The organism is Arsukibacterium sp. (assembly GCF_041616895.1).
Classification (GTDB): domain Bacteria; phylum Pseudomonadota; class Gammaproteobacteria; order Enterobacterales; family Alteromonadaceae; genus Alishewanella.
The window spans coordinates 1-25,522 of sequence record NZ_JBFJPY010000001.1 but is presented as its reverse complement, the minus strand read 5'-3'; the positions used below and the strand labels follow the sequence as shown (position 1 = coordinate 25,522).

Annotated in this window: 23 protein-coding genes; 11 read left to right on the top strand and 12 right to left on the bottom strand. The window is 51.2% G+C overall.

What is annotated here, in order from left to right; all coding sequences use genetic code 11:
• Window positions 1-51 precede the first annotated feature (51 nt).
• Window positions 52-861, bottom strand: a complete 810-nt coding sequence (locus tag ABY802_RS00115) for a kinase (RefSeq protein ID WP_372624804.1) — start codon at window positions 859-861, stop codon at window positions 52-54.
• Window positions 862-898: 37 nt separating this feature from the next.
• Between ABY802_RS00115 and ABY802_RS00110 the strand changes: the two genes are divergently transcribed.
• Window positions 899-2,206 carry a short-chain fatty acid transporter gene (locus ABY802_RS00110; protein WP_372624802.1) on the top strand — a complete coding sequence of 436 codons (1,308 nt, stop codon included), beginning with the start codon at window positions 899-901 and terminating at the stop codon, window positions 2,204-2,206.
• Window positions 2,207-2,215: 9 nt separating this feature from the next.
• On the opposite strand, the gene ABY802_RS00105 is transcribed toward ABY802_RS00110, so the two are convergent.
• Window positions 2,216-2,836, bottom strand: coding sequence for an FMN-binding negative transcriptional regulator (locus ABY802_RS00105; RefSeq protein WP_372624800.1), 621 nt, complete (start codon window positions 2,834-2,836; stop codon window positions 2,216-2,218).
• Window positions 2,837-2,839: 3 nt separating this feature from the next.
• On the bottom strand, window positions 2,840-3,238 hold the full coding sequence (locus tag ABY802_RS00100; RefSeq protein WP_372624798.1) for a GNAT family N-acetyltransferase: 399 nt from the start codon (window positions 3,236-3,238) through the stop codon (window positions 2,840-2,842).
• Between the two features lie 87 nt (window positions 3,239-3,325).
• On the opposite strand from ABY802_RS00100, the gene ABY802_RS00095 reads away from it, so the two are divergent.
• On the top strand, window positions 3,326-4,777 hold the full coding sequence (locus ABY802_RS00095) for a PLP-dependent aminotransferase family protein (RefSeq protein ID WP_372624796.1): 1,452 nt from the start codon (window positions 3,326-3,328) through the stop codon (window positions 4,775-4,777).
• A gap of 147 nt (window positions 4,778-4,924) precedes the next feature.
• Window positions 4,925-5,587 carry an SDR family oxidoreductase gene (locus ABY802_RS00090; protein ID WP_372624794.1) on the top strand — a complete coding sequence of 221 codons (663 nt, stop codon included), beginning with the start codon at window positions 4,925-4,927 and terminating at the stop codon, window positions 5,585-5,587.
• 47 nt (window positions 5,588-5,634) lie between these two features.
• Here the strand turns inward: ABY802_RS00090 and ABY802_RS00085 are convergent, their stop codons facing one another.
• Entirely contained in the window at window positions 5,635-5,919 is a 285-nt protein-coding gene (locus ABY802_RS00085; protein WP_372624792.1) for a hypothetical protein, read from the bottom strand.
• Window positions 5,920-5,969: 50 nt separating this feature from the next.
• Window positions 5,970-6,173 (bottom strand): hypothetical protein, encoded by a 204-nt coding sequence (locus tag ABY802_RS00080; protein ID WP_372624790.1) that lies wholly within the window; start codon window positions 6,171-6,173, stop codon window positions 5,970-5,972.
• Window positions 6,174-6,446: 273 nt separating this feature from the next.
• On the opposite strand from ABY802_RS00080, the gene ABY802_RS00075 reads away from it, so the two are divergent.
• Together ABY802_RS00075 and ABY802_RS00070 are read left to right on the top strand one after the other, a co-directional pair.
• Entirely contained in the window at window positions 6,447-7,826 is a 1,380-nt protein-coding gene (locus tag ABY802_RS00075; protein WP_372624788.1) for a sensor histidine kinase, read from the top strand.
• Window positions 7,823-9,166: a sigma-54-dependent transcriptional regulator gene (locus ABY802_RS00070; protein WP_372624786.1), complete on the top strand. Its 1,344-nt coding sequence runs from the start codon at window positions 7,823-7,825 to the stop codon at window positions 9,164-9,166. The genes ABY802_RS00075 and ABY802_RS00070 overlap by 4 nt, the downstream gene beginning before the upstream one ends.
• 9 nt (window positions 9,167-9,175) lie before the next feature.
• On the opposite strand, the gene ABY802_RS00065 is transcribed toward ABY802_RS00070, so the two are convergent.
• The 4 genes from ABY802_RS00065 to ABY802_RS00050 are packed head-to-tail and all read right to left on the bottom strand — an operon-like array spanning window position 9,176 to window position 13,562.
• The gene (locus ABY802_RS00065) at window positions 9,176-10,963 is read right to left on the bottom strand and encodes an amidohydrolase family protein (protein ID WP_372624784.1); all 1,788 of its coding nucleotides are present in this window, start codon (window positions 10,961-10,963) and stop codon (window positions 9,176-9,178) included.
• Window positions 10,963-11,712 (bottom strand): ABC transporter permease, encoded by a 750-nt coding sequence (locus ABY802_RS00060; protein WP_372624782.1) that lies wholly within the window; start codon window positions 11,710-11,712, stop codon window positions 10,963-10,965. The genes ABY802_RS00065 and ABY802_RS00060 overlap by 1 nt, the downstream gene beginning before the upstream one ends.
• Window positions 11,709-12,647 carry an ATP-binding cassette domain-containing protein gene (locus ABY802_RS00055; protein WP_372624780.1) on the bottom strand — a complete coding sequence of 313 codons (939 nt, stop codon included), beginning with the start codon at window positions 12,645-12,647 and terminating at the stop codon, window positions 11,709-11,711. Before ABY802_RS00055 ends, ABY802_RS00060 begins: the two co-directional genes overlap by 4 nt.
• Before the next feature lie 3 nt (window positions 12,648-12,650).
• Window positions 12,651-13,562, bottom strand: coding sequence for an alpha/beta fold hydrolase (locus tag ABY802_RS00050; protein WP_372624778.1), 912 nt, complete (start codon window positions 13,560-13,562; stop codon window positions 12,651-12,653).
• Between the two features lie 201 nt (window positions 13,563-13,763).
• Here ABY802_RS00050 and ABY802_RS00045 point away from each other — a divergent pair, with 201 nt between their 5' ends.
• Genes ABY802_RS00045 through dgt form a run of 3 tightly spaced genes read left to right on the top strand, consistent with a single transcriptional unit; the run spans window position 13,764 to window position 16,906 of the window.
• Window positions 13,764-14,855, top strand: coding sequence for a sensor histidine kinase (locus ABY802_RS00045; protein WP_372624776.1), 1,092 nt, complete (start codon window positions 13,764-13,766; stop codon window positions 14,853-14,855).
• Window positions 14,852-15,448 (top strand): response regulator, encoded by a 597-nt coding sequence (locus ABY802_RS00040; protein WP_372624774.1) that lies wholly within the window; start codon window positions 14,852-14,854, stop codon window positions 15,446-15,448. The genes ABY802_RS00045 and ABY802_RS00040 overlap by 4 nt, the downstream gene beginning before the upstream one ends.
• A 3-nt stretch (window positions 15,449-15,451) precedes the next feature.
• Window positions 15,452-16,906, top strand: coding sequence for a dGTPase (dgt, locus tag ABY802_RS00035; protein ID WP_372624966.1), 1,455 nt, complete (start codon window positions 15,452-15,454; stop codon window positions 16,904-16,906).
• A gap of 23 nt (window positions 16,907-16,929) precedes the next feature.
• Here the strand turns inward: dgt and ABY802_RS00030 are convergent, their stop codons facing one another.
• Window positions 16,930-18,708 (bottom strand): alpha/beta fold hydrolase, encoded by a 1,779-nt coding sequence (locus ABY802_RS00030; protein ID WP_372624772.1) that lies wholly within the window; start codon window positions 18,706-18,708, stop codon window positions 16,930-16,932.
• A 138-nt stretch (window positions 18,709-18,846) separates the two neighbouring features.
• Between ABY802_RS00030 and ABY802_RS00025 the strand changes: the two genes are divergently transcribed.
• Window positions 18,847-20,994, top strand: coding sequence for a winged helix-turn-helix domain-containing protein (locus tag ABY802_RS00025; RefSeq protein WP_372624770.1), 2,148 nt, complete (start codon window positions 18,847-18,849; stop codon window positions 20,992-20,994).
• Window positions 20,995-21,103: 109 nt separating this feature from the next.
• Complete coding sequence (locus ABY802_RS00020; protein WP_372624768.1) at window positions 21,104-21,676, top strand: DUF3617 domain-containing protein; 573 nt, start codon at window positions 21,104-21,106, stop codon at window positions 21,674-21,676.
• A 55-nt stretch (window positions 21,677-21,731) separates the two neighbouring features.
• On the opposite strand, the gene ABY802_RS00015 is transcribed toward ABY802_RS00020, so the two are convergent.
• The gene (locus ABY802_RS00015) at window positions 21,732-23,381 is read right to left on the bottom strand and encodes a methyl-accepting chemotaxis protein (RefSeq protein ID WP_372624766.1); all 1,650 of its coding nucleotides are present in this window, start codon (window positions 23,379-23,381) and stop codon (window positions 21,732-21,734) included.
• Window positions 23,382-23,605: 224 nt separating this feature from the next.
• Between ABY802_RS00015 and ABY802_RS00010 the strand changes: the two genes are divergently transcribed.
• Window positions 23,606-24,583 (top strand): aldo/keto reductase family oxidoreductase, encoded by a 978-nt coding sequence (locus tag ABY802_RS00010; protein ID WP_372624764.1) that lies wholly within the window; start codon window positions 23,606-23,608, stop codon window positions 24,581-24,583.
• A gap of 63 nt (window positions 24,584-24,646) precedes the next feature.
• Here the strand turns inward: ABY802_RS00010 and ABY802_RS00005 are convergent.
• Window positions 24,647-25,522: substrate-binding domain-containing protein (locus tag ABY802_RS00005; RefSeq protein WP_372624762.1), on the bottom strand; the 876-nt coding region annotated here is incomplete at its 5' end.

Here is a 25,522-nt window from a genome sequence, read left to right as displayed (position 1 = left end):
TCAGCATTAAATACCAATAAAGTCTGAGTTGAGATAGCAGCATTGTTGCAGTCAATCAGCAGTCAGTAGCGTCGGGGTCTGCTGCTGATCAAGCCGTACAATATAGTCGGCAACTGCAGGTAACTGTTGCCAGCTAGCCTGGGTTAGGCGCTGAAACGTTTGCATAAAGTGAGCGAGCTGCTGCTCGTTCATGCCTTTGCCCCTGCGTTGCCACAGCTGTTGTTCTTGTTTGGCCCGCCAGCGACAGACGCAATCCCAGTCGGGTGCTTGAAGCCAGATTAGCGGCTTTAATAGACGCCAGTAGTCGGCGTAAAGGCCAGCCAGCTGTGCATTAACATAATAACGCCACACTGCATGTTTATCCTGCTGCGCTTCCAGGGCATTAACAGGTAGGTTTAGTTCAGCCGCCGATTGCGCTTTAATCCCCAGGCACCAGCCTTCTACAATTAGTAGCCGATACTGCTGCGCCGGCAGCGCAGCGACGGGTTCATCCAGCGCTTTATCAAACTGTGGCAATGATACCGGCGTGCCCGCCAGCACAGTATTAGCATCAGTAATGGCCTGCTGAATATTATGGCTGCCGGGCACGCCGCGCATAGCCAACAGCGGATGAACCGTTTGCGCCAGTTGCTGACGATGGGTTTTACTTAAGTAATAATCGTCCAGTGACACAGTTGCTGCAGCGATTCCCTGTGTGCGGAGAAACTGTACCAGCGCGCTGGCTAAGGTGCTTTTGCCGCTGCCCTGAGCACCACTAATACCAATCACAGCAGGCTGACCATTCATCAGGTCGGATTGCAGTTTATTGGCTAATCGGGCTAAGGTAGCCTGATACTGGTTGCTGGCAATAAAGTCAGCCATGCTGAATGCCCAAACACATAATAATAACGAGCCCCTTATGCTAAACGCTGCCGCTAAACCCCTGGTAAAACTGGTTGACCGTTACCTGCCAGATCCTTTTATCTTTGTCTTGTTGCTAAGCATAGTGGTTTTTGCTGCCGCTGTAATCGTTGAACAACACGCACCGCTTCAAGTGTTACAAATATGGGGTGACGGCTTCTGGGGGCTGCTAAGCTTTTCCATGCAGATGCTGCTGGTACTGGTGACCGGTTTTATGCTGGCCAGTACGCCATTGGTTACCGGCGTGCTTAACCGCCTGGCAAGGCTGGCTAAAACAGCCGGGCAAGCCATTATTATGGTAACCGTAGTCTCGCTGATTGCCAGCTGGCTGAATTGGGGTTTTGGCTTAGTGGTGGGTGCCCTGTTCGCCAAAGCACTGGCTCACAACGTTAAAGTCGACTATCGCTTGCTGGTAGCCAGCGCTTACTCTGGTTTTATTGTCTGGCATGGTGGCCTGGCAGGTTCAGTACCACTTATTATCGCCACCCCTGGCCATTTTACTGAGTCGGTTATCGGGGTTATCAGCACCAGCAATACCATCTTTGCCGGCTTTAACCTGTTGTTGCTGGCAATACTGTTTGTCGCCATTCCGCTGGTCAATTATCTGATGCTGCCCAAGGCCGCCGACAGCGTGTATGTCGATCCGGCCAAATTGCAGCAAGATATCCTACCGGATAGCAAAAATACACGCCCTGCTGATAGACTGGAAAACAGCATGTTGCTGGGTGTACTGGTGGGCGTTGCCGGTATCGGCTATTTAATCCAGTACTTTGCAGCGGGCGGTGGCCTTAACCTGAATATCGTCAATTATCTGTTTTTATTTCTGGCCATTCTGCTGCATGGTTCACCACGGCGATTACTGCATAGCCTGCAACAGGCGATACAGGGCGGTGCCGGCATTATTATTCAGTTTCCGTTTTACGCTGGCATTATGGCCATGATGGTGCAATCGGGTCTGGCACAAAGTATGTCTCAGTGGTTTGTTAGCTTTGCAACAGCTGAAACCCTGGCATTCTGGAGCTTTATAAGTGCCGGCATCGTCAATATTTTTGTGCCCTCAGGCGGTGGCCAGTGGGCGGTGCAGGCGCCCATTATGCTGCCTGCGGCAATAGAACTGGGTGCTGATGTTAGCCGGGTTGCCATGGCAGTGGCCTGGGGTGATGCCTGGACTAATCTTATTCAACCATTCTGGGCCTTGCCGGTACTCGCCATCGCCGGCTTAAAAGCCAAAGATATTATGGGCTTTTGTCTGCTGCAGCTAATCATTAGCGGAGTAATCATCAGCCTGGTGTTGAGTTTTGCCTGAATATTGTTATCACGATAGTCCCGCCCCCAACTTATATTGCTGCATTACCGCGGCAAGTGCTTGCGCTTCAGGCTGCGGGTTTGCGCTTAACGCAGCAAATACGCCCTGTTGATCTGCAACACTTCTGTGCTGGCCGAGCTTTAACTTACCATTTAACTCAGAAATAGTGACCTTAACACCAACAATGCCTCTGGCCAGCTGCTGCTGATATTGCTCTGGCATTTTCAGCAGCGCTACTGCCTCGTCGGGTTCATATTTAGCGATTTGCTGCGCAAGTATTGCTCTGGTATTTCTATCATCAAGCAATTCTACCTGCCCCAGCACCTGGGCCACTGCATAGTCCCAGGTTGGCACCGCTTTTTCACTTTGATACCAGCGCGGCGAAATATAGGCATGTGGCCCGGTAAAAGTAATCAGCACCTGTTGCTTATCTAATTGCTGCCAGTGTGGGTTTTGCCGGGCCAGATGACCATACAATACGCCGTTCTCCCCTTCATCCCGCTGTAACAACCAGGGTACATGACTACAGAAAAATGGCGTGCTTACCAGGGTGCCGAAACTGTGCTGGTCGATAAAATCGTGCAGGGTGTTTTTATTGGCAAAGGCCATATTCGGCGGGCAATAAAGCATACTTTATTCCTTACGCGCTATGGCAAACGCATTACTGAGCGGGCTAAAGCCGACCTTAGGGTAATAGGCCATCGCCGTTGGGGCACTTAACAGCAGCTGCTGCACCTGGGGGCCGGTAACCCGCTGCACCTCTGCCAGCAACTGCGCGCCAACGCCCTGTTGCTGTACCGCTTTATCCACCAGTAAATCTGCGATATACACTACAAAACTGTAATCGGTTAAACAGCGGGCCAGCCCCACCAGCTTGTTATGCTGGCGTGCCGTAATAATTAAGTTGGCGTGTTGTAACATGCGCTGCATCCGCCCGGGCTGATCGGTCGGCCGATTAATACCCGATGCAACATACAACGCAATGGCCTCATCGAGCTGAAGCGAAGGTTCGATGGTAAATAGTAATGACATTAGCGGTACTCCGGTTGTGTATCAGGCTATTTAACCGCTAAACTGGCATGTTATAAATAACCAGTTTTCACAAATGGAGCTTACCAGTTGCCCGCTTTCCGTCTGAACACTGATACCCTTACCCTAACGGGTAGCGGTGAATTACAGCAGCAGCTTTACCTGAGCTTGCGTCAGCAACTATTAAGCAAGCCCTGGCCTGCCGGGGCATTATTGCCATCCGAGCGGCAACTGGCGGCTGATTTACACCTGAGCCGCAGCACGGTGCAACAGGCGTTACAGCAGTTAGTAGCAGAGGGCTATATTGAGCCACAACAGGGGCGCGGCTATGCCATTGTTGCAGCATTGCCTGATAGCTTTTTCGCCGCAGAGCACAGCAGCACGACAGCAACTGTGGTGTTACCCAGCCAGCATTATGGCTTAACGGCAAAAGCACCTTCGCCGGCAGGTCGGCTACAACCTGGCGTATCGGCATTGCAGCAATTTCCATTTAGGCTATGGCAGCAGTTACAGCAGCGCCATGCTGACCGGGCCGTATTGTGTGGCATGGCTGGCGATCCCCTAGGCTACGCACCACTGCGCCAGGCTCTGGCTCTGTATCTGCGTCAGTCGCGGCAATTAGTGTGTGATGAAAACGCCATTTTAATCACCACAGGCGCGCAGCAGGCGCTGTTTATTGCTGCAAAATTAGTCGCCAGCAGTGGCCAGCATGTGTTAATAGAGTCACCGGGCTATCCGCGGTTAAAGCAGGCATTGCAATTGGCAGAATTGCAAATTAGCTATGCTCCGGCCGCTGGCACCTGTGGACTTGACCCCGCGCTACTACCGCGAAACAGCCACAACAAAGCACTGTTTTTAACACCATCACACCAGTACCCGTGCGGCGGCATTATGCCGCTAAGCCAACGGCTGGCGCTGCTTAACTGGGCTACAACTGAACAATGCTGGTTGATTGAAGATGATTACGACAGTGAGTTTCAATACCGGCACCGACCGATGGCCAGCTTACAGGGCTTAGCCGGCGGCCAGGGCGTAATGTTCGCCGGCTCCTTCAGTAAAACCCTGTTTCCGGGTCTGCGCTTGGGTTATCTGGTGCTGCCGCCAGAACTGGCGGGCCAGGCGAGTGCCATTCAGCAAGCCTTACATGGCGATGTGGCCCTGCTACCGCAGGCAGTGCTGGCCGATTTTATCGACGAGGGTCATTTTAACCGTCACCTGCGTAAAATGCGCCGCTATTACCAGCAGCGCAAGCAGCTAGCGGTAACCCTATTGCGACAACACCTGCCACACGCCAGCTTGCTGGCGCAAGACGCTGGCCTGCACCTGACAGTGTTGCTGCCAGAGTTGACCGATGATGTGACGCTATGCCGGCAGTTAAATAGCCAGGGTTATAAAGTACAACCCTTTAGCCGCTACTGCTTTGTAAATGAGCCCGAACGCGGTTTAATAATTGGCATAGCGGATGCCGATGAAAATATGCTGTTGCAGTTAATCAACTTGCTTAAAACTTTCAGCTTCATACCTGAAAGCACCATGTCATGAACCGTTGCCCGCTAAATAACAATAAACTAATAACCAGCTGCGCCTTGAATTATGCCGTCGCTAACCGGATATCCTGTTTACAATTTATCAGTTCACTTCTACATATCAACAGCGTTTTCTAAACAGGCTTATAGCAGGAGCAGCACTATGCAACATATCGTGATTACCGGCGGCAATAAAGGCATTGGCCTGGCGCTGGTCAAGCAATATCTGGCAAAGGGTGACAAGGTATCGGTGATTTGCCGCCAGCCATCGCCAGAACTGGCCGATTTAGATGTTACCCTGTATAGCGGAGCTGAGTTGAGTGATCCGCAGAAAATCAAAGAAATTGCAGTTAAATTCGCCGATAACAGCATAGATGTGCTGATTAATAACGCTGGTATCTTTTGTAATGAAACCCTGGATAACTTTAATGAAGACACTATTTTAAAGCAGTTGCAGGTAAACAGCATTGCGCCCGTGCTACTAAGCCAGCAGCTACTGGGCGCGATAAAAGACGGTGGCAAAATAGCGATGATCACCAGCCGGATGGGTTCCATTGCCGATAACGATTCAGGCAGTTATTACGGCTACCGGATGTCAAAAGCGGCGCTCAATGCTGGCAGTATGTCGCTGGCGAAAGACGTCGCGCCGCGCAAGATCAGCGTTGGCATTTACCATCCGGGCTATGTGCAGACTGAAATGGTGGGTTTCGGCGGCGATATCAGCCCCGATGAAGCGGCCCGCCGTTTAAGCGGCCTGATTGCTGAACTCAGCCCGGCCAACAGCGGCAAGTTTTACCATAGCAATGGCACTGAGCTACCCTGGTAAATCAGACCTAAACACAGAGAAGCCGGCGTAAAGGCCGGCTTATTTAATCAGTGTTTGCTGTCTAACAACGCCTGCAATTGTTGCAGTTGCTCTTTAGTAAGCTCGGCGTTTTCCAGCAGATGTTTAATCGCGCTGAAGCTGTGTTCACCCACTTCACGCTGAATTTCGATGTGTCTTAATTTTGCGTGCTTGCCATGCTCAATTGCCTGCTGATGGATTTCAATCAGCTGCTGTTGCTCATGACCATCGACGTCTTTGTGAATAATAACGTGTTTAATACCGTCAGCATGATGCCAGCTGACACGCGGCGGATGAGGTGGCATCGGCGGCATTGGCGGGGCTTCACTCAGTAACTTTTCCAGCTTTAGCTGTTGCTCTGGCGCTAGCTCAGCACTGAATTTTTGCCACTCTTCACTGTCGCGCCAGTTCTCACCACTAAAACGCCACTCTTTTTCTCGCCGTCTTGCATTACCACAATCCGGGTTTCATGCTCTGTCTCTGGCGCAGGCTGCTCTGCTTGCGCCTGGGGTAAAGCACAGCCTGTTAAAAACGCGATTAAAGCGGCATTGACTATTATCATTTTCATCTTGTTGCTCCTTTAAATCCTTGTTACGCAAAATGCACTTTACTAATGAAAGTTTAATGCCAATATTTTTATTTATTTAAATCAACAACCTGGAATAATTACCAGCAGAAACATCCCGATATCTGCTATTGTGTATCCCGATATCGGGATAAAACGTCCGCAAACCACTTACCATTGCCGCCGGTTACCTGGCGAACCACCGTCGTCAGTAGCTTTGGCAAACTGGCACGGTCGTTGTAAGTTAGCACTATTCGTAATATTGAGAGCGGCAGTATGTCAATTCGCTGGGCATTGAGTTTAGGCATAATTTGCCTGTTATTGGTTATGGCGGCTAGTCAGATTTGGCTGGTACGGTTTTTTCAGGGCCAGATAGAACAGCAAATTAGCAGCAGTAGTTCAGAAATAACCCGGGTAGTACTAGCACAAACCGCGGATCAGCTGGAAACCATAATCCGCAGGCCGCCCCGGCCTCCGGCGCCGCCAGTACCCGCCAACGGTGAGGCACCGCGCGAGCAGGCCGAATCGCGCGAACACAGGGTGCGGATTATTGAGATTGAAAAAGACGGCCGGCAACTTAGCATTGAATCACTTGCTGATATTCACGGGCAGCAGGAGCAGCAAGCGGTAGCGCATTTACTGCAGCAAATAGCCGCCGAAAAACTGCAAGATCGCGCGGAACAACTGCACCGCAGTGGCCGCTTTAATCAAGCCGGGCCGCTGATTGCTGAATTTACCCGTTATACCATGCTGCTGATTGCCGCCAGCACCGCACTGGCCATGCTAATTGCGCTATGGCTTGGTCACCGCCTTATTCAGCCACTGCAACGGCTGGTAGCGGGTTTTAAACAGTTGCAACAGGGCCACCTGGGGCAGCAGGTGGCCACAACAGGTTTAGCAGAGTATCGTTTTGTCAGCGAACAATTTAACCAGATGAGCAGCCAGCTGGCCGCTTTGGCCGCGCAAGCAGAGCAACATCAGCAGCAACAGCATCTGGCCGAACTGGGCGAAATAAGCCGGGGTATGGTCCACGCGCTGCGCAACCCCATTCATACTTTAAGCTTATTGCTGGAACAGGTTGCCAGCAGCGACGATCCGCAGTTGCGCCTGCGTTTAAGCGAGCAGGCCGAGCAGAAAATGCAACATATCAACCGTAACCTGACGGCAATGTTAACCCTAAGCTGTGCCGATATTGATCGCAGCCAACCGGTATCACTTCAAAACGTCATTAATGATTTGCTGCTGGAATTCAGCACCAGGCAATTACGTTTTACGGTCAGTGGCGCTGGCAACGTCTGGCTGGCAGGAGCCGAAGCAGAACTGCGCAGTATTTTTCATACCGTGTTAGCAAATGCCGCTGAAGCGTCCGGCGGTAAGGGCAAGATCAGCATTGACGTGCAACCGCAGGCGCAGCAGTTACACATAACAATTTGTGACGATGGGCCGGGGCTTAGTCCCGATATTGCCAGTCGCTTATTCAGCCCGCATTGCTCAAGCAAAGCCGATGGTGCCGGCATGGGCTTGTATATCGCCAGCAGGCTGCTGAAGCTTTACTATCAGGGTAGCATTAGCCTGGAAAACCGTGCAGGCGGTGGCTGCTGCGTCACCATTTTATTTAATAAAATCGACACCTTTACCGCAGCTGGAGCGCAATGATGACAGCTGGAATTCTGCTGGTAGAGGATGATAACCAACAACGCCAGTTACTATGTCAGCTGCTACAAGCCGAACAGTATCAAGTATTTAGTGCCGCCACGGTGGAAGATGCCTTAGTGCTGTTAAAACAGCAACCGGAAATAGAACTGGTATTTAGCGACTGGAAGCTGGGGAATTATACCGGCTTAACTATCCTGAATTACGTGCGCAGCAACTTACCAGAGCTGGGCTTTGTGGTGGCGACAGCCTATGGCTCGGTCAGCCATGCGGTCGAAGCGATTCAGGCAGGCGCCGATGACTATTTAACCAAGCCGTTTAAACGCCAGGAGCTACTGCTAGCCGTTAGCAAAGGTTTAAACGCCAAGCAGCTACGCAGCCAGAACCGGCAATTAAGTCAGCAACTTAGCGAGCAGCGCCAATTGGTAGACTTAATTGGCAAGGCGCCCTGCATGCAGCAATTATTTCAGCGAATTAACCGGGTATCGAACAGCGATGCCACGGTGCTGATCAGCGGTGAAAGCGGTACCGGTAAAGAGCTGGCTGCGCGTGCCCTGCACCAGCTGTCACGCCGCAATAAAGGCCCGTTTATCGCAATCAACTGTGGTGCCATCCCCGAGCAACTGGCTGAAGCAGAGCTTTTCGGTGCAGAGAAAGGCGCCTATACCGGCGCTCATCAGGCGAAAGCCGGTAAGTTTGAAGCGGCTGCCGGCGGTACACTTTTTCTGGATGAAGTGGCCGAGCTGCCATTAAGCCTGCAGGCGAAACTGTTACGCCTGTTGCAGGAAGGCAAAGTAACCCGGCTGGGCAGCCATCAGGAGATTACCCTGGATGTGCGGTTAATTGCTGCCAGTCATCAGGACTTAGCGCAGGCCGTACAAGAAGGTCGCTTTCGGGAAGACTTATATTACCGCTTAAATGTGGTGCCACTGCATATGCCGGCGCTACGTCAGCGCAGTGAAGATATTCCGCAGCTAATTCAGCATTTTTTACAATTAAGCCAGAAGCGCTATCAGCTCGCCCTGGCACCACTGAGTAAAACCACTCTGAAACAATTAATGGATTACCCCTGGCCGGGTAACGTAAGGGAACTGGCCAACCGGATTGAACGCTTTGTTTTACTGGGCGATGAGCAGGAGCTGCTGGCCGGCTTAACCCATAGCACAAACAGCCCCGGCCAATTTGTATTGCCAACTGAAGGACTAAACTGGCAGCAGCATGAGCGCGACTGCCTGTTGCAGGCCCTGAACCGCGCCGGCGGTAATAAAGCCCAGGCGGCCAAATTGCTGCAACTACCTTATAAAACTCTGCTGTATCGGCTGGAAAAATATCAGCTGAATTAATACGGTAGATTACTCCAGCGTTATATCATCCAGCTCAAACTGGAACTCGCCTTCTGGCCCGTTCCATATCAACATCGCCACCGCTTCGGTGTTCAGCCCTTTAAATACCGAAAAAGGCGCCACTATAGTTTGCCAGTCGGCAGTCACTGCAAAGCGGTGGCTTACCGGCATAAAGCTGCCGGCTGAGAACGCATCCAGCCGGTACTCGCCCGGGGTACCAAGAATGCGAAAGCGGATACCCTTGATATCGCTGACATCACTGCCGCTTTCGATGCTACTGCTCGTTTGCCAGGCAACCCCCGCCCAGGGGTAGCTAAAACCAGGCCGGGTTACGCCGGTTACCTGCAACACACCTTGCTGCATACTAATTTCTGCTGATGACTTACCCTGCATCATGCTGTCGCTGCTGGCGGCAAAACCACCGCTGCGGGCGCTTAGGTCAGTAGTAAAATCAGCCACCAGCCCTGCAGCTATTTTTGCAGTTTCAGCTGGTAATTCAGGTTGGTGTAACCAACCATTTTTCCAGATAGCTTGCGGCGCCAGTAAGGTGGTTAAGCCGGCCATCGGGTCACTAGCCAGCAGTAGCATATCCGCCTTGTAGCCAGGCCGTAAATACCCCACGTTCTCTAAGCCAAAGGCCCTTGTCGGAGCCGAGCTGGCGCTCTGTAATACTTGCAACACCGGCACGCCGGCCCGCTGCAACAACACCATTTCAATAATTAAACTGACACCATGGGCGGTATTCGGGTTGGGCGCATCAGAGCCTGCCAGTACTAAAATACCTGCATCGGCCATTTGTTTCGTATTATTTACCAACAACTGGTAACGGTCTGACGGGATCAGCGACGGGTTAAAACGCTCAGTTAAACTGCTTATCGCGGCAGGCGTCAGCGCAGCTGGCGGGGCATTGAGCAGCAATTCTTCATTTATTTTATTGGCGAGCATACCTTCCATTACCGTCATGGTTGGAATGATAAAGCGTTGGCCGCCAGCCATCTGCTGCAGCAAAGTGTTGCTTACCGACTCGCTGAAAAAGCTGTGCACCAGGCCATCTGCACCCGCCGCTATTGCTTCTTCGGCCGACGGTAAATCTGCAATATGCACCACCGCCAATACGCCCTGTGCTTTGGCTGCTGCAATTACTGCAGTAAGGGTAGCCAGATCAATCGAAGGCCTAAAACGACGTAACGCTTTATCCGAGGTATAAACAATTTTGATAAAGTCAGAGCCTTCAGCCAGCCTGTCCGCTACAAATTTAGTAGCTTGTTCGGGACGCTCAATTACTGGTATTGCTCTGCCGTACTGAGTGCCATGGCCTTTGGCTGCGCTAACCAGTGTGCCTGCGCCGTAGATATCAGCCTTATTTGTTTGGGGCGTGCTGGCTCTGGCGGCCTTTTGTGTTGCCAGAAACTGATGATCACCAAACATATCCAGCACCGTGGTGACGCCAAAATTCAGCGCCTGCTGCAGTGCATCATCCCAGGCATGGACATGTGCATCGATAAGCCCCGGTATCAACCATTGGCTGTTGCCATCTACCCATGGCAGCGCAGTATCTGGTTTTTCCAGGTAAAGTTGCTGCACCCGACCGTTTGTTATTTCGATAAAACGCTCTTCGCGCCATTTTTCGCCATCAAAAAGCTGTACCGGCCCAAGAATAAAACTGTTATCCGTTAGTTCTGCCGGGCTGGCTGCCTTGGGAATCGGTGCCGGGCCAGTCTCTTGCTGTGGCTGGGGCAACAGCAGAAAAAATACTACCAGCAACGCTGCGATTAACATTATCACCAGACTTTTCATTATTTAGCTCCTGTATAGCGGCGAAAGACCAGCACACATAACCTCATCAGTACCATAGTGGTCAGCCCCAATATCGCCAGATGCAATAGCACTGGCTGGCTCTGATCCATAGCCACGATCTTCAATCCCAATTGCGATAAATGGTAACTCGGCCAGATCCAGGCCAGTTGCTGCAAAAAAGCGGGCAACATAGTGACAGGCAGCCACAACCCCGATAAAAAGGCCATTGGCAGGTACAACAGGTTCACTACACCGGGCGCTGCTTTGTCACTCAGGGTTAAACCCAGTAGTAAGCCAATCAGGGCGAAAGGCACTGTCCCCACCAGCAACAGCAGCGCTAACCCAAGCCACTGGCTGTGCTCCAGCCGCACGTCGCCAAAGATAGCGGCCACACTGAATAACATCAGAATAATCAGCATCGCAAACACCAGGCTGGTGGCCATTTTCGCCAGCAAATAAGCACTGACCGGCATCGGTGACAAACGCTTTAACGTTAACCAGCCCTGCGCCCGATCGCTGGCGATATTCATGGCAAAGTTAAACATCGCCGGGCCCATAATGCCAAAGCAGCAATACGTCACCAGCATATAAGCGGCATGACTGCTGCTGCCAGAAGGACTGAACAGCACCCCAAAAAAAACATAAAACACCACTGGAAAGGCCAGCGCCGGCAGCACAAAACCCGGGGTGCGCCAAACACTGATTAAGTCGTACCAGGCTTCTTTTTGATATATCGCAACGCTACTCATGCGGCTTGCTCCTTATTTGTGCTGCTGCGCTCAGCAGCCGGTGCGGTAAGTTGTAAAAAGGCTTGCTCCAATGCCACCTGCTTTACTTCCAGCTGGCTAACATTGCTATCCTGAGTCAGCAACGCCAATAGGGTTTGCTCAGCATGGCTGCTTTGTAGGGTAACCGTGCCCTGCTCACGGCTAAGCTGCAATACCCCGGGCAGCGCCAGCAAAGCCTGATCACTAAGTGCCGTGCAACATTGCACCAGCTTATAGCGGGTTAATGCTTTTAATTCAGCCGGGCTGCCACTGGCAATAAACCGGCCCTGATGCAGCACCATAATCCGGTCTGCCAGCTGTTCTGCCTCTTCCAGATAATGAGTGGTTAACACTACAGCCACCCCTTGTTGTTTAAGCTGGCGGATTTGCTGCCATAAATTGCGTCTGGCTTCTACATCCATACCCAGCGTAGGCTCATCCAGAAATACCAGTTTCGGTTTGCCTGCCAAAGCCAGAGCAAACAGCAAGCGTTGTTTCTGGCCTCCTGACAACCGGCCAAACCGCACTTTGGCTTGTGCTTCCAGACCGGCAACACTTACCAGCTCGGTAGCGCGATATCCGTTCTGGTAATAACAGCTGAACAAATCACACTGCTCGGCCACCGTTAAATTAGCGCTCAGGCTGCCAATTTGCATCATCACCCCACATTGCTGCCGCAGTGCCATGCTGCGGGTAGTGCCTTTTTGACTCTGACCTAACACCTCTATTTCGCCGCCATCTGCGCCGATTAACCCTAAAACAGCGGAGATAAGCGTAGTTTTTCCAGCACCATTAGGGCCAAGAATACACAACACTTCGCCGGCGGCCAGACTAAGATCAACACCGTCTAACACCGTCTTGCCAGCAAAACGTTTCACCAGGCCGGAAACCTTTACCTGTGTTTGCATTGCATTCATCAGTTACTCCTGCTCAGGTTTCGCTAAAAACTGTATAATTTGCTGGTTCAGCCACTCTGGCGCATCAGCCATAATAAAATGCTTAGCATCAGGGGCGAAGGCAAAGCGGTGATACTGCGCCGGTGCATTCGCTAACTGATTTTCATAGTTTTGCTGTACTTGCTCCGGCGAGCTGTAAGGCGCACCATTTTGTAACGCGCCCAGCGTTAGCACCGGCACCCGGATGTTGGCCAGCTGCCCCCGCAAATCAGCTTGCATTAGCTCGCCCATTACCCGGCCAGAGGTTTGGCCGTCAGATCGCATCATATTCGCGACGATCTGCTGCTGCCAGTCTTCGTCCGATGCCATGCTTTTTGCCATCGCCATCGGGTCAAACCGTTGTGGCTGCTGCGGCTGTTGCTCATTATTGCTGCCCGCGGCCTGGCTAAATAAGGCACCTAAGGCTGGCAAGCCATCAACATTTACTGCACCGCCAATCTGCTCTGACGCATTGGCCGCCAGCGCCAATGCCAGATAGCCGCCCAGGGAATGGCCGATAATTACTGGTTTATCCAGCTGTTGCTCGTTGATATAACGTAAAATCGCCTGCTGCTGAATTGCCAGATAACCGTCCCCCCAGCTTTGCATCGGTATCGGTTTTACCCCGGCAAAACCGGCCAGGGTGAGCACATGCAGCTGATAATCGGCTTGTAACGCCTGTACCGTGCTCTGCCACACCTCGCCCGATGACGCGACGCCAGGGATAAGAATAATCGCCGGGCCCTGACCGGTAACCTCAATCTCAAAACAGGCACACGCCTGTTGCTGCTCAGTTGCAGCCCCGGCATGTCGCGCGCTGGCCTGTGGGCTGAACAGACTGCCGGTTAACCCTAAAGCCAAAGCCAGTGTTAAAACCTTCAAATGTGATGTTTTCATTTTATCTACTCCGTTAGTGTTCTAAGTGTTTGTCAATGTTTGATATTGAGGTTGTCAGGATAAGTGTGCAGGCGTTCAGGTGCAGGTATGGTTTGTCATCAATTGCGGCTGACAACTGTCATACGACACTGTGACCTTTGTCACTGGCATAACCACCTGTTGCTGATTACACTGGCAGTCAGAACAGGTCGGGAGAAGTAGATGACGTCATTCGACAAACTGGAAAGCAAACTAAGCTGGGTTTATCTGATAAACCTTATTTTCTATATTATTCCGCTACTTACGGTGAGCTTCTCGCTATGGCAGTACTTGTGTATGGCAATAGCACTGTTAGCGTTTCTGGGCTGTTACTTCTGGGCTTATCGCTGTAATCGGCAGCAAATGCACTGGCCCATTGCCGGCATTGTCGTAGTGGCCGCGCTGATTACCCCGGTTAACCCGGGTTCCATTGCGATGTTTGCTTATGCCGGATTTTTTATCGGCTTCGCCTATACTTTGCGCCGCTATCTGCTGCAAATAATCCTGCTGGTTGGTTTGCTTATTTTATTGGACCTGCTGCTAAATATACGTTGGAACCTGTTTTTAGTGATGGGCATTCCTATTGTGCTGGCCGTCAGCATGCTGGGCCGGGCAGAGCAGGCAAAGCTGCGGCATCGCGTGGCCCAGCAGCAAAGTGAAGATGAAGTGAAACAACTGGCCACCATGGTAGAGCGGGAAAGAATTGGCCGTGATTTACACGACATTCTTGGCCACACCTTATCCAGCATTATTTTAAAGGCTGACCTTGCAGAAAAGCTGCTGGCACGCCAGCAAACTGAGGCCGCCCAGCAACAATTAACCGAATTAAGCGAGATTGCCCGCGCTGCCTTAAGCCAGGTGCGGCAAAGTGTTTCGGGCTATACGCATCAGGGGCTGACTGCGGAAGTGGCCAAGCTACTTAGCCGGCTGCGCGACGCGGGCTTTGCGGCAGAACTTACCGGCAAGATCCCTCAATTAGATTGCCGCCGGGAAACGGCAGTGGTGTTAGCACTAACCGAACTGGTGACTAATGTAATGCGCCATAGTAAAGGCGACAGCTGCCAGCTGCGCTTTACAGAGCACGCTGATACCTTGCATATTTACTTAAGCGACAATGGTCAGCAAGCTGACGTAAAAGAAGGCAATGGTATTCGCGGCCTGCGTGAACGTCTAGCGGCGATTAATGCAACCCTTACTTTGGAGCACCAGCAGGGCCTGACCGCCACGATTAAGCTGCCCCGGCAACCAATCATGTTACAGGAAGCAACCGAATGAACATTTTACTGGCTGAAGATCAAGCCATGGTCCGCACTGCCCTGGCCAGCTTGCTTCGTCTTGAAGCCGGCTTTGCAGTCACTGAAGCCGCAGATGGTGCGGCAGCCTTAGCGCTGTTAAAAAACCAGACTTTTGATTTGCTGCTAAGTGACATTGAAATGCCAGGCTATACCGGTATTGAGCTGGCGCAATATGTGCAGCAGCAACAGCTGGCGACAAAAGTGGTGATCATTACCACCTTTGGCCGCGCCGGCTATGTAAAAAGAGCAATGGATGCCGGGGTCGGTGGTTTTTTATTGAAAGATGCGCCGGTCGAGCAACTGATACAAGCGATACAGCAGGTGATGGCAGGGAAAAAAGTGGTCGATAGCGAGCTGCTGTTAAACTCGCTGGGTGAGCGGGACCCGCTTAGTGACAAAGAGCGTCAGGCACTGCGCCTTGCTGCCGATGGTAAAAGCACCAATGAGATTGCTGGCGCGCTGTATATTGCCGAGGGTACCGCACGTAATTATTTGTCAGAGGCTATTAGCAAGCTGCATGCTGCCAACCGGATTGATGCCGCAAGGATCGCCCGCCAGAAAGGATGGTTATAATTGATGGATTTTCGCACTAAAATTAAAGCTGATCGTCTGTTGCAAAGCCGCAGTGGCGACTTGCAAAGCGCGCTGGAAAGCGATCGCGGCCGGATTATTAATTCCGCTGCAGTGCGCCGCTTACAGCAAAAAACTCAGGTATTTCCACTGGAGCGTAATGCGGCGGTGCGTAGCCGGCTGACTCATTCACTGGAAGTGCAGCAAACAGGTCGCTTTATTGTGCAGACGATATTTCGGTTATTATCAGCGGAGCAGCAAGAAGCCTTTGGTTTAATGGGGTTAGAGCGTTCAATAGAATCGCTGGTAGAAATGGCCTGCCTGCTACACGATGTCGGCAACCCGCCCTTCGGCCATAACGGTGAAAGTGCAATTAACCACTGGTTTCGCCAGACATTGCCTGAATTAAACCGCTGCCATCAGCTGACAGATAACACCTTATGGCAAACGTTATGCTGTGAGCTTACCCAGTTTGAAGGCAATGCCCAGGCCATCAGGCTGGTGCATAGCCTGCAGCGAATGAACCTGACTTATTCGCAAACCGCCTGCATTTTAAAATACACCCGGCAGGCAACGGCCAGCAAACCAGACAGCAATCATGCCCAAAGCTATTTGCAAAAAAAGCCCGGCTATTATTTTGCTGAGCAACATTTTGTCGAAAACCTGTGGCAGGAGCTGGATACCACCCCCGGCAACCGCCATCCGTTAACCTATATTATGGAAGCCGCTGATGACATTTCCTACTGCCTGGCCGACCTGGAAGACGCGGTAGAAAAAGGCTTGTTCAGCCTGGCTGAATTAGCAACCCAGCTTAACCTTGCTTATTCCCGGCTTGAACCACAAGGCAGGCTGATTGCCACTCATAGTGGTGGCAGTGAGAGCTTTTCGGCGCTGGTAAAAGCGGCTCTGGAGAAAGCCGCCGCCGAACCGATTAACAAAAGCTCTGAGTTTTTTATTAAGCTTCGGGTCGGGATGATCCACCCGCTGGTGCGTCATGGCGCAGAGCAGTTTATTGCCAATATTGAACCGGTTTATCATGGCAGCTTAAACCGGGCATTACTGGAAGATGGCAGTCAGTATCATGCCATTACCAGCACCTTTAAGCAGGTCGCCCGCCAGTTTGTGTTTAACCAACCCGAAGTGGAAACTCTGGAACTGCAGGGACAGCGCATTATTGCCGGCTTGCTGCAAAGCTACCAGCCGTTACTGCTGTTAACGGCTGCTGATTTTAGCGCCGTGCTGGCGGATCAGGGCTACCAGTTTGGCCGAGAACAACGGCTGGCACACCGCCTGCCCAAAAAACATGTTGCGGCTTATCAGCTGGCGGTTGCGGCTATCGGCACCGAGCACAAGGCCCTGGAGCTTTATTATCGCTGCCGGTTACTACAGGACTTTGTCAGCGGCATGACAGACCACTTCGCGTTTGACGAATATCAAACGCTGGTGCAGTGCACAAATTAATTGCCCGCTATGCTGATAAACAGTTAAGGCAATTGTAACTGGGCGAATAACCAGTCCAGTGCTGCTTTAATTTTTTCCGGTTGCTCCAGCGCCACCAGGTGGTCACTGTTGCTTAGTGCAATATACTGGCCATTGGCCTGCTCTGCCTGCTGTTGATTCCAGTTATTACTTTCTTGCTGCCATAAGCGCAATAGTTCAGCATTTTCCGGGCTGGCATCAATTAGAGCCTGCTCAAAATCAGTATCTATTACCGATACCGGTATTGCCGTTAACATCGACAGGGCAGCGTAGGCGTCTAAATCGGCGGTATAGGCGGCAATCTCCCGCGCCCGGCTCTGCTGGTGACTAATCAGCAGACGTTGCTGGCTTATCAGATCAAAATATTGCCAGTCCATCAGCGGGTTGTTGCCCACCAGCTGTTCCACATGACTGCGTTCGGCCTGCAGTTTTTCGATCGTCCGGTCGTTCCAGGCACCACTGGCCAGATGCGGAATTAATGCCTCAAGGTTGGCCAGGTACCAGTCGGCTGGATAGCCCTGGTAAACGCTCAAGGCATTGGAGGCAGTCACGTCCGGGTCCAGTAGCAGCATCGCTTTGATATCAATAACCTGATGGTGCTTTTCATAGAAAAAACGCGCGCTGATACTGGCGCTGGCCATCGCTACAACGACAACTTGCTGCTCATCTAGTGCTTGCAATACTGCGGCTAAATCATTGGCAAAACGCCGGTACGACACGTCCTCTGCAACATCACTGAAGCCATTGCCCAGCCTGTCGATACTGTACACCCGATATTTTTCTGCCAGTACGGGTTGCAATAAGCTAAACCAGGCACTGTCACTGTGGTAGTTTTCGTTGGGCCCGGCTAGCAGCACTACCGCCGGGCCGGCGTGTTGCTTACCCATTAGCCTTACATGAAAACGCTTATCGTCAACTTGCACCAGCTTAGAGGCTGCAGGCAGGCGCGGCGTATCCAGTTGCTGAAAAAATGTCAGAATTTCAGCCGACGTATCAAACGAATTGAACCGCCACTGATGCTGGCCCTGCTTAATACTAAATAGTTCGGCTTTTTGAAGACCATTACTAAAACTTAATATTTCGACCTGATCATTTGTTGTAGTCTGCTTTTGCGCCACCGGTAAACTGCTGTTTAATGTCGCAAAGCGGGTTATCGCCTGAGTTGCCGATACCAGGCCGAAGTTAGAATGGGTGTAACCATTGTACGGTAGCACATTGTCGTCTTTGCCCATTACCATCATGATCGACACCGGTTGCGCAGGCGCACAGCTTTGCCACAACTGATCTGACATTGGTGCTGCAACCACCGCAAAAGCTTTAAAACTGCTACTGCGATTACACGCTAAATTCTGGGTAAACAGGCCGCCCTGTGAAAAGCCAACAGCATAAACTTCACCCGTCTCAATGTGGTGTTTTGCGCTGACATCGGCAATAAGCGCATCAACAAAGCCGAGATCGTCAATACCCAGCCGATGGGCAATATTGCAATTACAGCCTTCATTCCACTCAGTGGTGCCCGCTTGCGGATAAGCGACAATATAATCATCACTATAGCGAGTGAAGTTAGCCGTATTTTGCATATCGGCACTGAAGCCGCCTGAGCCATGAAATGCCAGCAACAATTTATATTGTTGTTGCGGTTGATAACCAGCAGGGAGTTCCAAAAAATAACTGCGATCGCCTAACTTAATTTGGTTGCTTTCTTGTTGCGCAGGATCACCGCTACCGCAGCCGGCTATCAGCAGTGCTGCCCATAATAGTAAAAATCTTCGTTGTAATTTCATATTACTTTCCTGTTAACATAACGTCTTCAGTCAAGCTAATACCAGGCCGCAAATATAGCGATAATGGCCAGATGATTAATTTATGATGAAAAGCTTACTTATTTTTTAATCAATTTAAACAAGGAGTTGCAGCGGACGATGGACAACAGGCACTGGCAGCTGGGCCAGCTTATATTTGACCCACAACGCCGTATCCTGCAACTAAACGGGCAACATTGTGCGTTAGAGCCCCGACAGGCAGCACTTTTGTTGTTTCTGGCCCAACGTGCCGGCGAGCCGGTTAGTCGCGAACAGCTGATAGAAGAGATATGGCAAGGACGAGTGGTTAGCGAAGGCGCCATTAACCGTGCGGTAAGTTTATTGCGAAAAGCCTGCGCCAGCCTGGATCCCGCGACGGATTACATAGCGACAATTCCTAAATTGGGCTATTGCCTGCTGGCAGACGCAAGCCTGATAAGCACAACACCAGCACGGGACAGTCAACCCAGCACCCAGCATGCTACATCGCCCGCGGCAGAACACCATTTGCAGCAAATCGCCGCAAAAAAAAAGCGCCATGTTGAACCCGTCGCCGCTAAAAGCCGCATAATGATATGGCCCTTTATTATCCTGTTGCCGCTGATTTTGACGGTGGGCTGGGCCTGGTTACAATTTTCCCCTGACGCCGGTAAGGAGCAAAAAAACGTTCTGATCCCAATCCCGGTCACCAGCTTCGACGGTGCAGAGTTTAATATCAGTAGCAGTAACGATGGCCAGCTGCTATATCATCGCCGCGATAGTGCCGGTAAAATTCAGTTGTGGCTTGGGCATGGTCAACAGGACGAATTACTTACCACTTCGCCTGCGCATGCCAGTAATGGGAGCATCAGCCCCGATGGTTACCAGGTAGTTTACCGCAGGCTAGACGGTAATCAATGCCAGATAATATTATTAACACTGCAACCGGAACCGTCTGAGCGGGTGTTGTTTGATTGCCCTGCAGACAGCGCATTTCAGGCTAGCTGGGGCCCAGACAGCGAGTACTTTTATTACCGGGTCCGTCAGGACAAAACTCAGCCTTATCTGGTTTATCGATACCAGATTGCCACGACAAACCAGCAACAGCTAACCCTGGCCGATCCCGCCAGTTTTAACGGCGCCATCGCCCTGACCCTAAGCGCAGATGGTAAACAACTGGCTATTGCCAATTATCTTACCCCCGATAACAGCCAGCTAAAGCTATATAAACTCATCACGGGTCAGCCACCGCAATTGCAGCAAACTACAGACCTTAATATTGGTGTTGTCGATTTAACCTGGCCGGCTAACCGGCCGTTACTGCTGGCCAGTAGCAATCAGGTGTACCAGCTGGCTGAAGATCTTAGCTTACAGCACTACTTTTACTCGCAGCAGCTTATTAACTCGATCAGCAGTAACCAACAGCAGCTGCTTTTTGCCAGCCAGCAGCAACAAGCCGATATCTGGCGCCAGCCGCTGAAAAAAGGGGCTGATAGTTCTGCAACCGCCGATAGTGCAATCCCCCTGATTGCCAGTTCAAGGCTCGACATACTGCCCCGGGTTAATCAATTAGATAGCGAACTGTTGTTTTTAACTACTCGCCAGGGAGTCCACCAAATCTGGCGTAAACCCCTCAATGGTCCGGAGCAGATGTTGTCAGCTGTGCCGGCACCGGCCGGTTTTATCCGGCTTAGCTGGTCTTTTGATCAACGCAGTGTGTATTTCAGCCAACAAGGGGCGGTGTATCAACTGGAGCTGGATAATGCTCAGTTAACTCAGTTATTTTCTGCCGAACATCAGGCCTTCGTCATTAACCCCGGCCCGGATAATAACAGCCTGATCTACAGCAGTAATAAAACGGGTGACTGGCAACTATGGCGCTATTTTCTAAACGGCAAACATCACCTTCAACTCACTACGCAGGGTGGCTATAGCGGTTTTATAACGGGTGATACCCTGTATTACAGCAAATTTCATCAGGATGGCTTATGGCAACTCGATATCGGTGCAAACGGCGCCGGTAATGAAGAAAAACTGCTACTGGCCGATTTTGATAAAGTTAACTGGCTTAACTGGCAGTTGCAGGACCAAAGCGTGGTGTACTACCAGCCTGGTGCAGGCATCTACCACCAGGCACTGGCTAGTGATGCCACACCTGAGTTACTGCTGGCCTACAGCCCTGAGCTGGTACATCACTATAGTGTCAGTAATCAGGCAATTTACTATGTAAAACGTCAGCCGCCACAGGGTGATATCTATCAGTTACCTTTGCCATCACACTCACCATAATTGCTTCAGACCATTCTGAAGTAGCCCTGTACTTTGCGGTTTTAAGGGTTAGCTTCTATGCTTGCTGTTGATTTACGTTGTCTTGTTTACACGGTCATGGAGGATACTTATGCACGCTTATAGCACCAAGCCAAATTACTTTGCCAAGCTAAAGTATTTCACTGCCAGCAGTACGCTGTTCAGTGCACTGCTAGGGTTTAGCCTGCCCGCCAGTGCTGAAAAGCTGAAACTGGATGTTGAACCGGGCTTATGGCAACACAGCTTTACTATACAAACAGCCAGCGGTGAGCTGGAGCGGGCAATGCAACAACTGGAGCAGCAACTGGCCAACATGCCAGCAGCACAGCGCCAGATGATGGAGAAAATGATGGCAAACCAGGGTATGTCTTTTGATCTTAAAGGCAGCTCGATGCAGGTTTGTCTGACCCAGCAGCAGATTGATCGCGGCCAGCTGCCGCAACAGGATGGCTGTCAGCAGCAACTTAACCAAACCGGAGATAGCAGCTATCGTTTCTCTTTTAGCTGCGACACCAATCCACCGACCAGTGGTGAAGGCGAAATGACATTCAGCAGCCGAAAGGCATATAACGGCAGTGCCAGATTTACCACCAACGTTAATGGCAAAGCGGAACAGATGACCATGCAGCAAAGCGGCAAATGGCTTAAAGCGGAGTGCAGCTAGCCACAGCGGGTTTAACTTTAAGGTTAAACCCGGCTACAGCTAGAACGTGTTACGTTTAATCCGTTTTAAAGCGGCTAACCTGGCCACTTAAACCAGTCGCTACCTGCTGCAATGCGTCGACGGCGCCACGATTTTGCTTCATTGCAATGGTCGTTTCACGCGACATCGTCGCAATTTGCTCTATGTGCCTGGCAAGCTCAGATACCGCTGCCGATTGCTCGTTGGTCGATCGGGACACATCGCGCACATTATGCAGCGAATCTTCCGCCTGTAGGCGAATTTGCTCGAGCATGGTCGCCGCTTGCTTGGCTAGCGCCAACCCTTGCGCGACCCGCGGGGCTGAGGTTTCCATTCCTTGCACCGCTTGCTGAGTTTCATCCTGTACTAACTGGATCATACCGGCAATTTCAGTGGTGGCCTTGCTGGTTCGTTCAGCCAGTTGCCTTACTTCATCTGCTACCACCGCAAAACCGCGGCCTGATTCACCAGCACGGGCGGCTTCTATCGCGGCATTTAATGCCAGCAAGTTGGTTTGTTCAGCAATGCTGCGAATAACTCCGGCAATCCCGGCAATATCTTTAGAGCGTTGCTGCAAGCTGCCAATCTGACTGGCAGACTGTTGCACGGTTTCCGCTACGACACCGATTTCGGTCGCGGCATCTTTCACCAGTTTGGCGCCCTGTGCTGATAACTCTGCTGTTTTCTCTGAATTCTGCTCGGTCAACTGCACGGTGTTAGCCACTTCTTTCAGACTAACGGTCATCTCTTCAATGCTGGCAGCAGAGGCCGTCGATGACGTCGCTTGCAACTCAGAGGCCTGCAACGCTTCTTTGGACGCCACATCCAGCTCACCCGCCTGCGTAGATACAGTATTCGCTGCGTTTATCACCTCTTTTAAGGTCTGGCGCAACTGTTGTTGCATCATCGCGACTGCCGCTAACATACTGTTCGGCTGGCTGTCTTTAATTTGGGTTGTCAGGTCGCCACCGGCAATCTGACTGACAATATCAGCCGCCAATCCCGGCTCACCACCCAGTGCGTCGCGTAAATAACGGCTAATGTACCAGGCTGTCAGACTGCCAATAAAAATAGCCAGTAACGTTAACAAAACCATTGAAATAGCGAATGTTTCCGCCACATCCAGAGTATAGGCTGTTGCCTGCTGGTTTTTTTGTTCCTGATAATCGATAAAGGCATTAATACTGGCTAACCAGTCCACAAAGGCCGGGCTCATTTGCTGCAATAACAACTGCTGGGCCGCAGCTTGCTGGCCTTGCTGGCGCAGCCGGATAACCTCGGCTGCCAGCGGCTGAGCGCGCTGCTCTACCTGATGAATGGTATCCAGTAAGCGCCGCTCAGCAGCACTGATGTCATTCGTCGCCTGAAACAGCTGGTCCATGGGCTGGCGGGACTTCAGATAAAACGCTTCCAGTTGCTCAATGCTCATCAGAACTGGTGCAAGGTCTGTAATGTTAGGAACCAGAGTAACATCGCGCAGGGCAATCGCCCGGTCGTGCACACTGCCCCGGAAATTAATGGCATAACGCTGCTTTACAGAGTTCACTTCAGTAATTTCGGTCAGGGTGTGGTTTATCTGGCTTACCCGCTGCACGCCAAACAAGGTCAGCCCCACCATCAGCAACAACACCACCCCAAAACCTAAACCTAGCCGCATTGCGACTGTCATTGCTTGTTTATTCTGCATATTCTCACCCCAGTGCTGCATGCGACTGTACAACATGTAAACGTTTTTCATGCTAAATTAGGCGTGCAGTATACGCATGTGTTGTTAACAAATACCAATGAATTAAACGAACGTTCGATTCGCATTTTTTGGTGTATTCACTTTATGTTTTCGCAAACTTGTTTAACAATAATAAGCTTCGTGCGCTGCCATACCGCATCTGTTAACTGCATCCGGGAATTATTATGTCTTTACAACACACGCCACTGGCACATTATCTGGCTAATACCAGCCGCCTTATTTTTGGTTGTATGAATTTGGGTGGTGGCTGGAATAACAATGCCATAAGCGTTGATGATATTAAACAAACTCATGCGGTAATTGATGCCGCGCTGGATGCCGGCATTTGTATCTTTGATCATGCCGATATTTATACCTTTGGTAAGGCTGAGCAGGTATTTGGTAAGGTATTGGCAGAGCGTCCCGCGTTGCGCCAGCAAATTTCGTTGCAATCTAAGTGCGGCATTCGCTTTGCTGATGAACGCCAGGTGCAGCGTTACGATTTCTCAGCCAACTGGATAACCTCGTCGGTCGATAACATTTTACGCCGGCTGCAGATTGAGCAGCTGGATATCTTGTTATTGCACCGGCCCGACCCGTTAATGCAACCGGAAGAAGTGGCCGCAACCTTTGCCAGCCTGCGCGAAGCCGGCAAGGTAAAACATTTCGGGGTCTCAAATATGCAACAACATCAGATCGGTTTGCTGCAAGACACGTTAATTGAGCCGTTAGTGGTAAACCAGCTGGAACTTAGTTTAAGTCATCTGGCCTGGCTGGATGAAGGCACTACCGCAGGCTGCAGCGGTCAGCCGCCGGTTAACTTCAGCGCGGGGACTATTGAATACTGTCGCCGTCAGCATATTCAACTTCAAGCCTGGGGCAGTTTAAGTCAGGGATTGTTTAGCGGTAAAAATGTCAGCAACCAGCCGGAGTATATTCAGCATACGGCTAAACTGGTGCAACAGCTAGCGGCAGAGTATCAGGCAAGTGAGGAGGCAATAGTATTGGCCTGGTTAATGCGCCATCCGGCAAATATACAACCAATAATTGGCACCACTAACCCCAAGCGAATTGCGGCCTGTACTCAGGCAACAAGCGTGCAGCTTAGCCGCGAGCATTGGTATACCCTTTATGTTACCGCCCGCGGTGCGCCCTTACCCTAGTTGTTATACGCGAGAGTTTTTATAAGCAAAAGTCGATACAAGCAAGAGTAACCACAAGCAAGCTTAGTCAGCAGCAGCCTCGGCCACCGAATCACGGGGAATAAGATGCGGATTAAATAGTTGCTGCACCTCAATTCGGCTTTGCTGATATACCTGTTTCATTACCCAGCGCGCCGCCATCTGACCCATGGCGCTTACCGGATAGTCTATAGTCGTTAATTTAGGATAGGTGTAGTAGGCAAAATTAACGTTATCAAACCCGATTACCGAGAAATCTACCGGTACATCATACCCCAGCTCTCTGGCAGCCGTCAGCGCACCGGATGCCATTTCATCGTTAGCACACACCAGCGCACTAAATGGCCGGCCGCTGGCCAGTAGCGCCTGCAAGCCTTTGCTGCCGCCGGTTTCCCGAAAGTCACCTTCAAAAAACAGGGCGTCATCCGCGGTTAACTGATACTCGCTCAATGCCCGTTGATGACCATGAAAGCGATCACGGGCATCCGTTTTCCACATTGGACCGGCAATATAGCCAATATGGCGATGCCCCTGCTGCAATAAATGAAGGGTAGCTAAATAACCACCCAGTTCGTTATCCAGACTGATACAGCGATCGGCCAACGCTGGAATATGCCGGTTTAATAATACAAATGGGATGTTATGTTTGTTAAGGTCAATGAGGTACTTATCGCTAACCGCCTCAACGTGCAAAATAAGTGCGTCACAATTACGGCTGCGCAAAAACTCTATGCCATCCTCTTCAGTGGCACGTTCACTGTGTCCGGCAGCAATAATGACATGCTTACCCGCAGCGCGAAATTCCGCTTCAATACCGGTTAGCATCTCGCCATAAAAAGGACCATGCAGTTCTGAAACCAGAATACCGATGCTGTTAGAGCGACTGGAGGCAAGTGACTGCGCAATTGAGTTAGGCCGGTA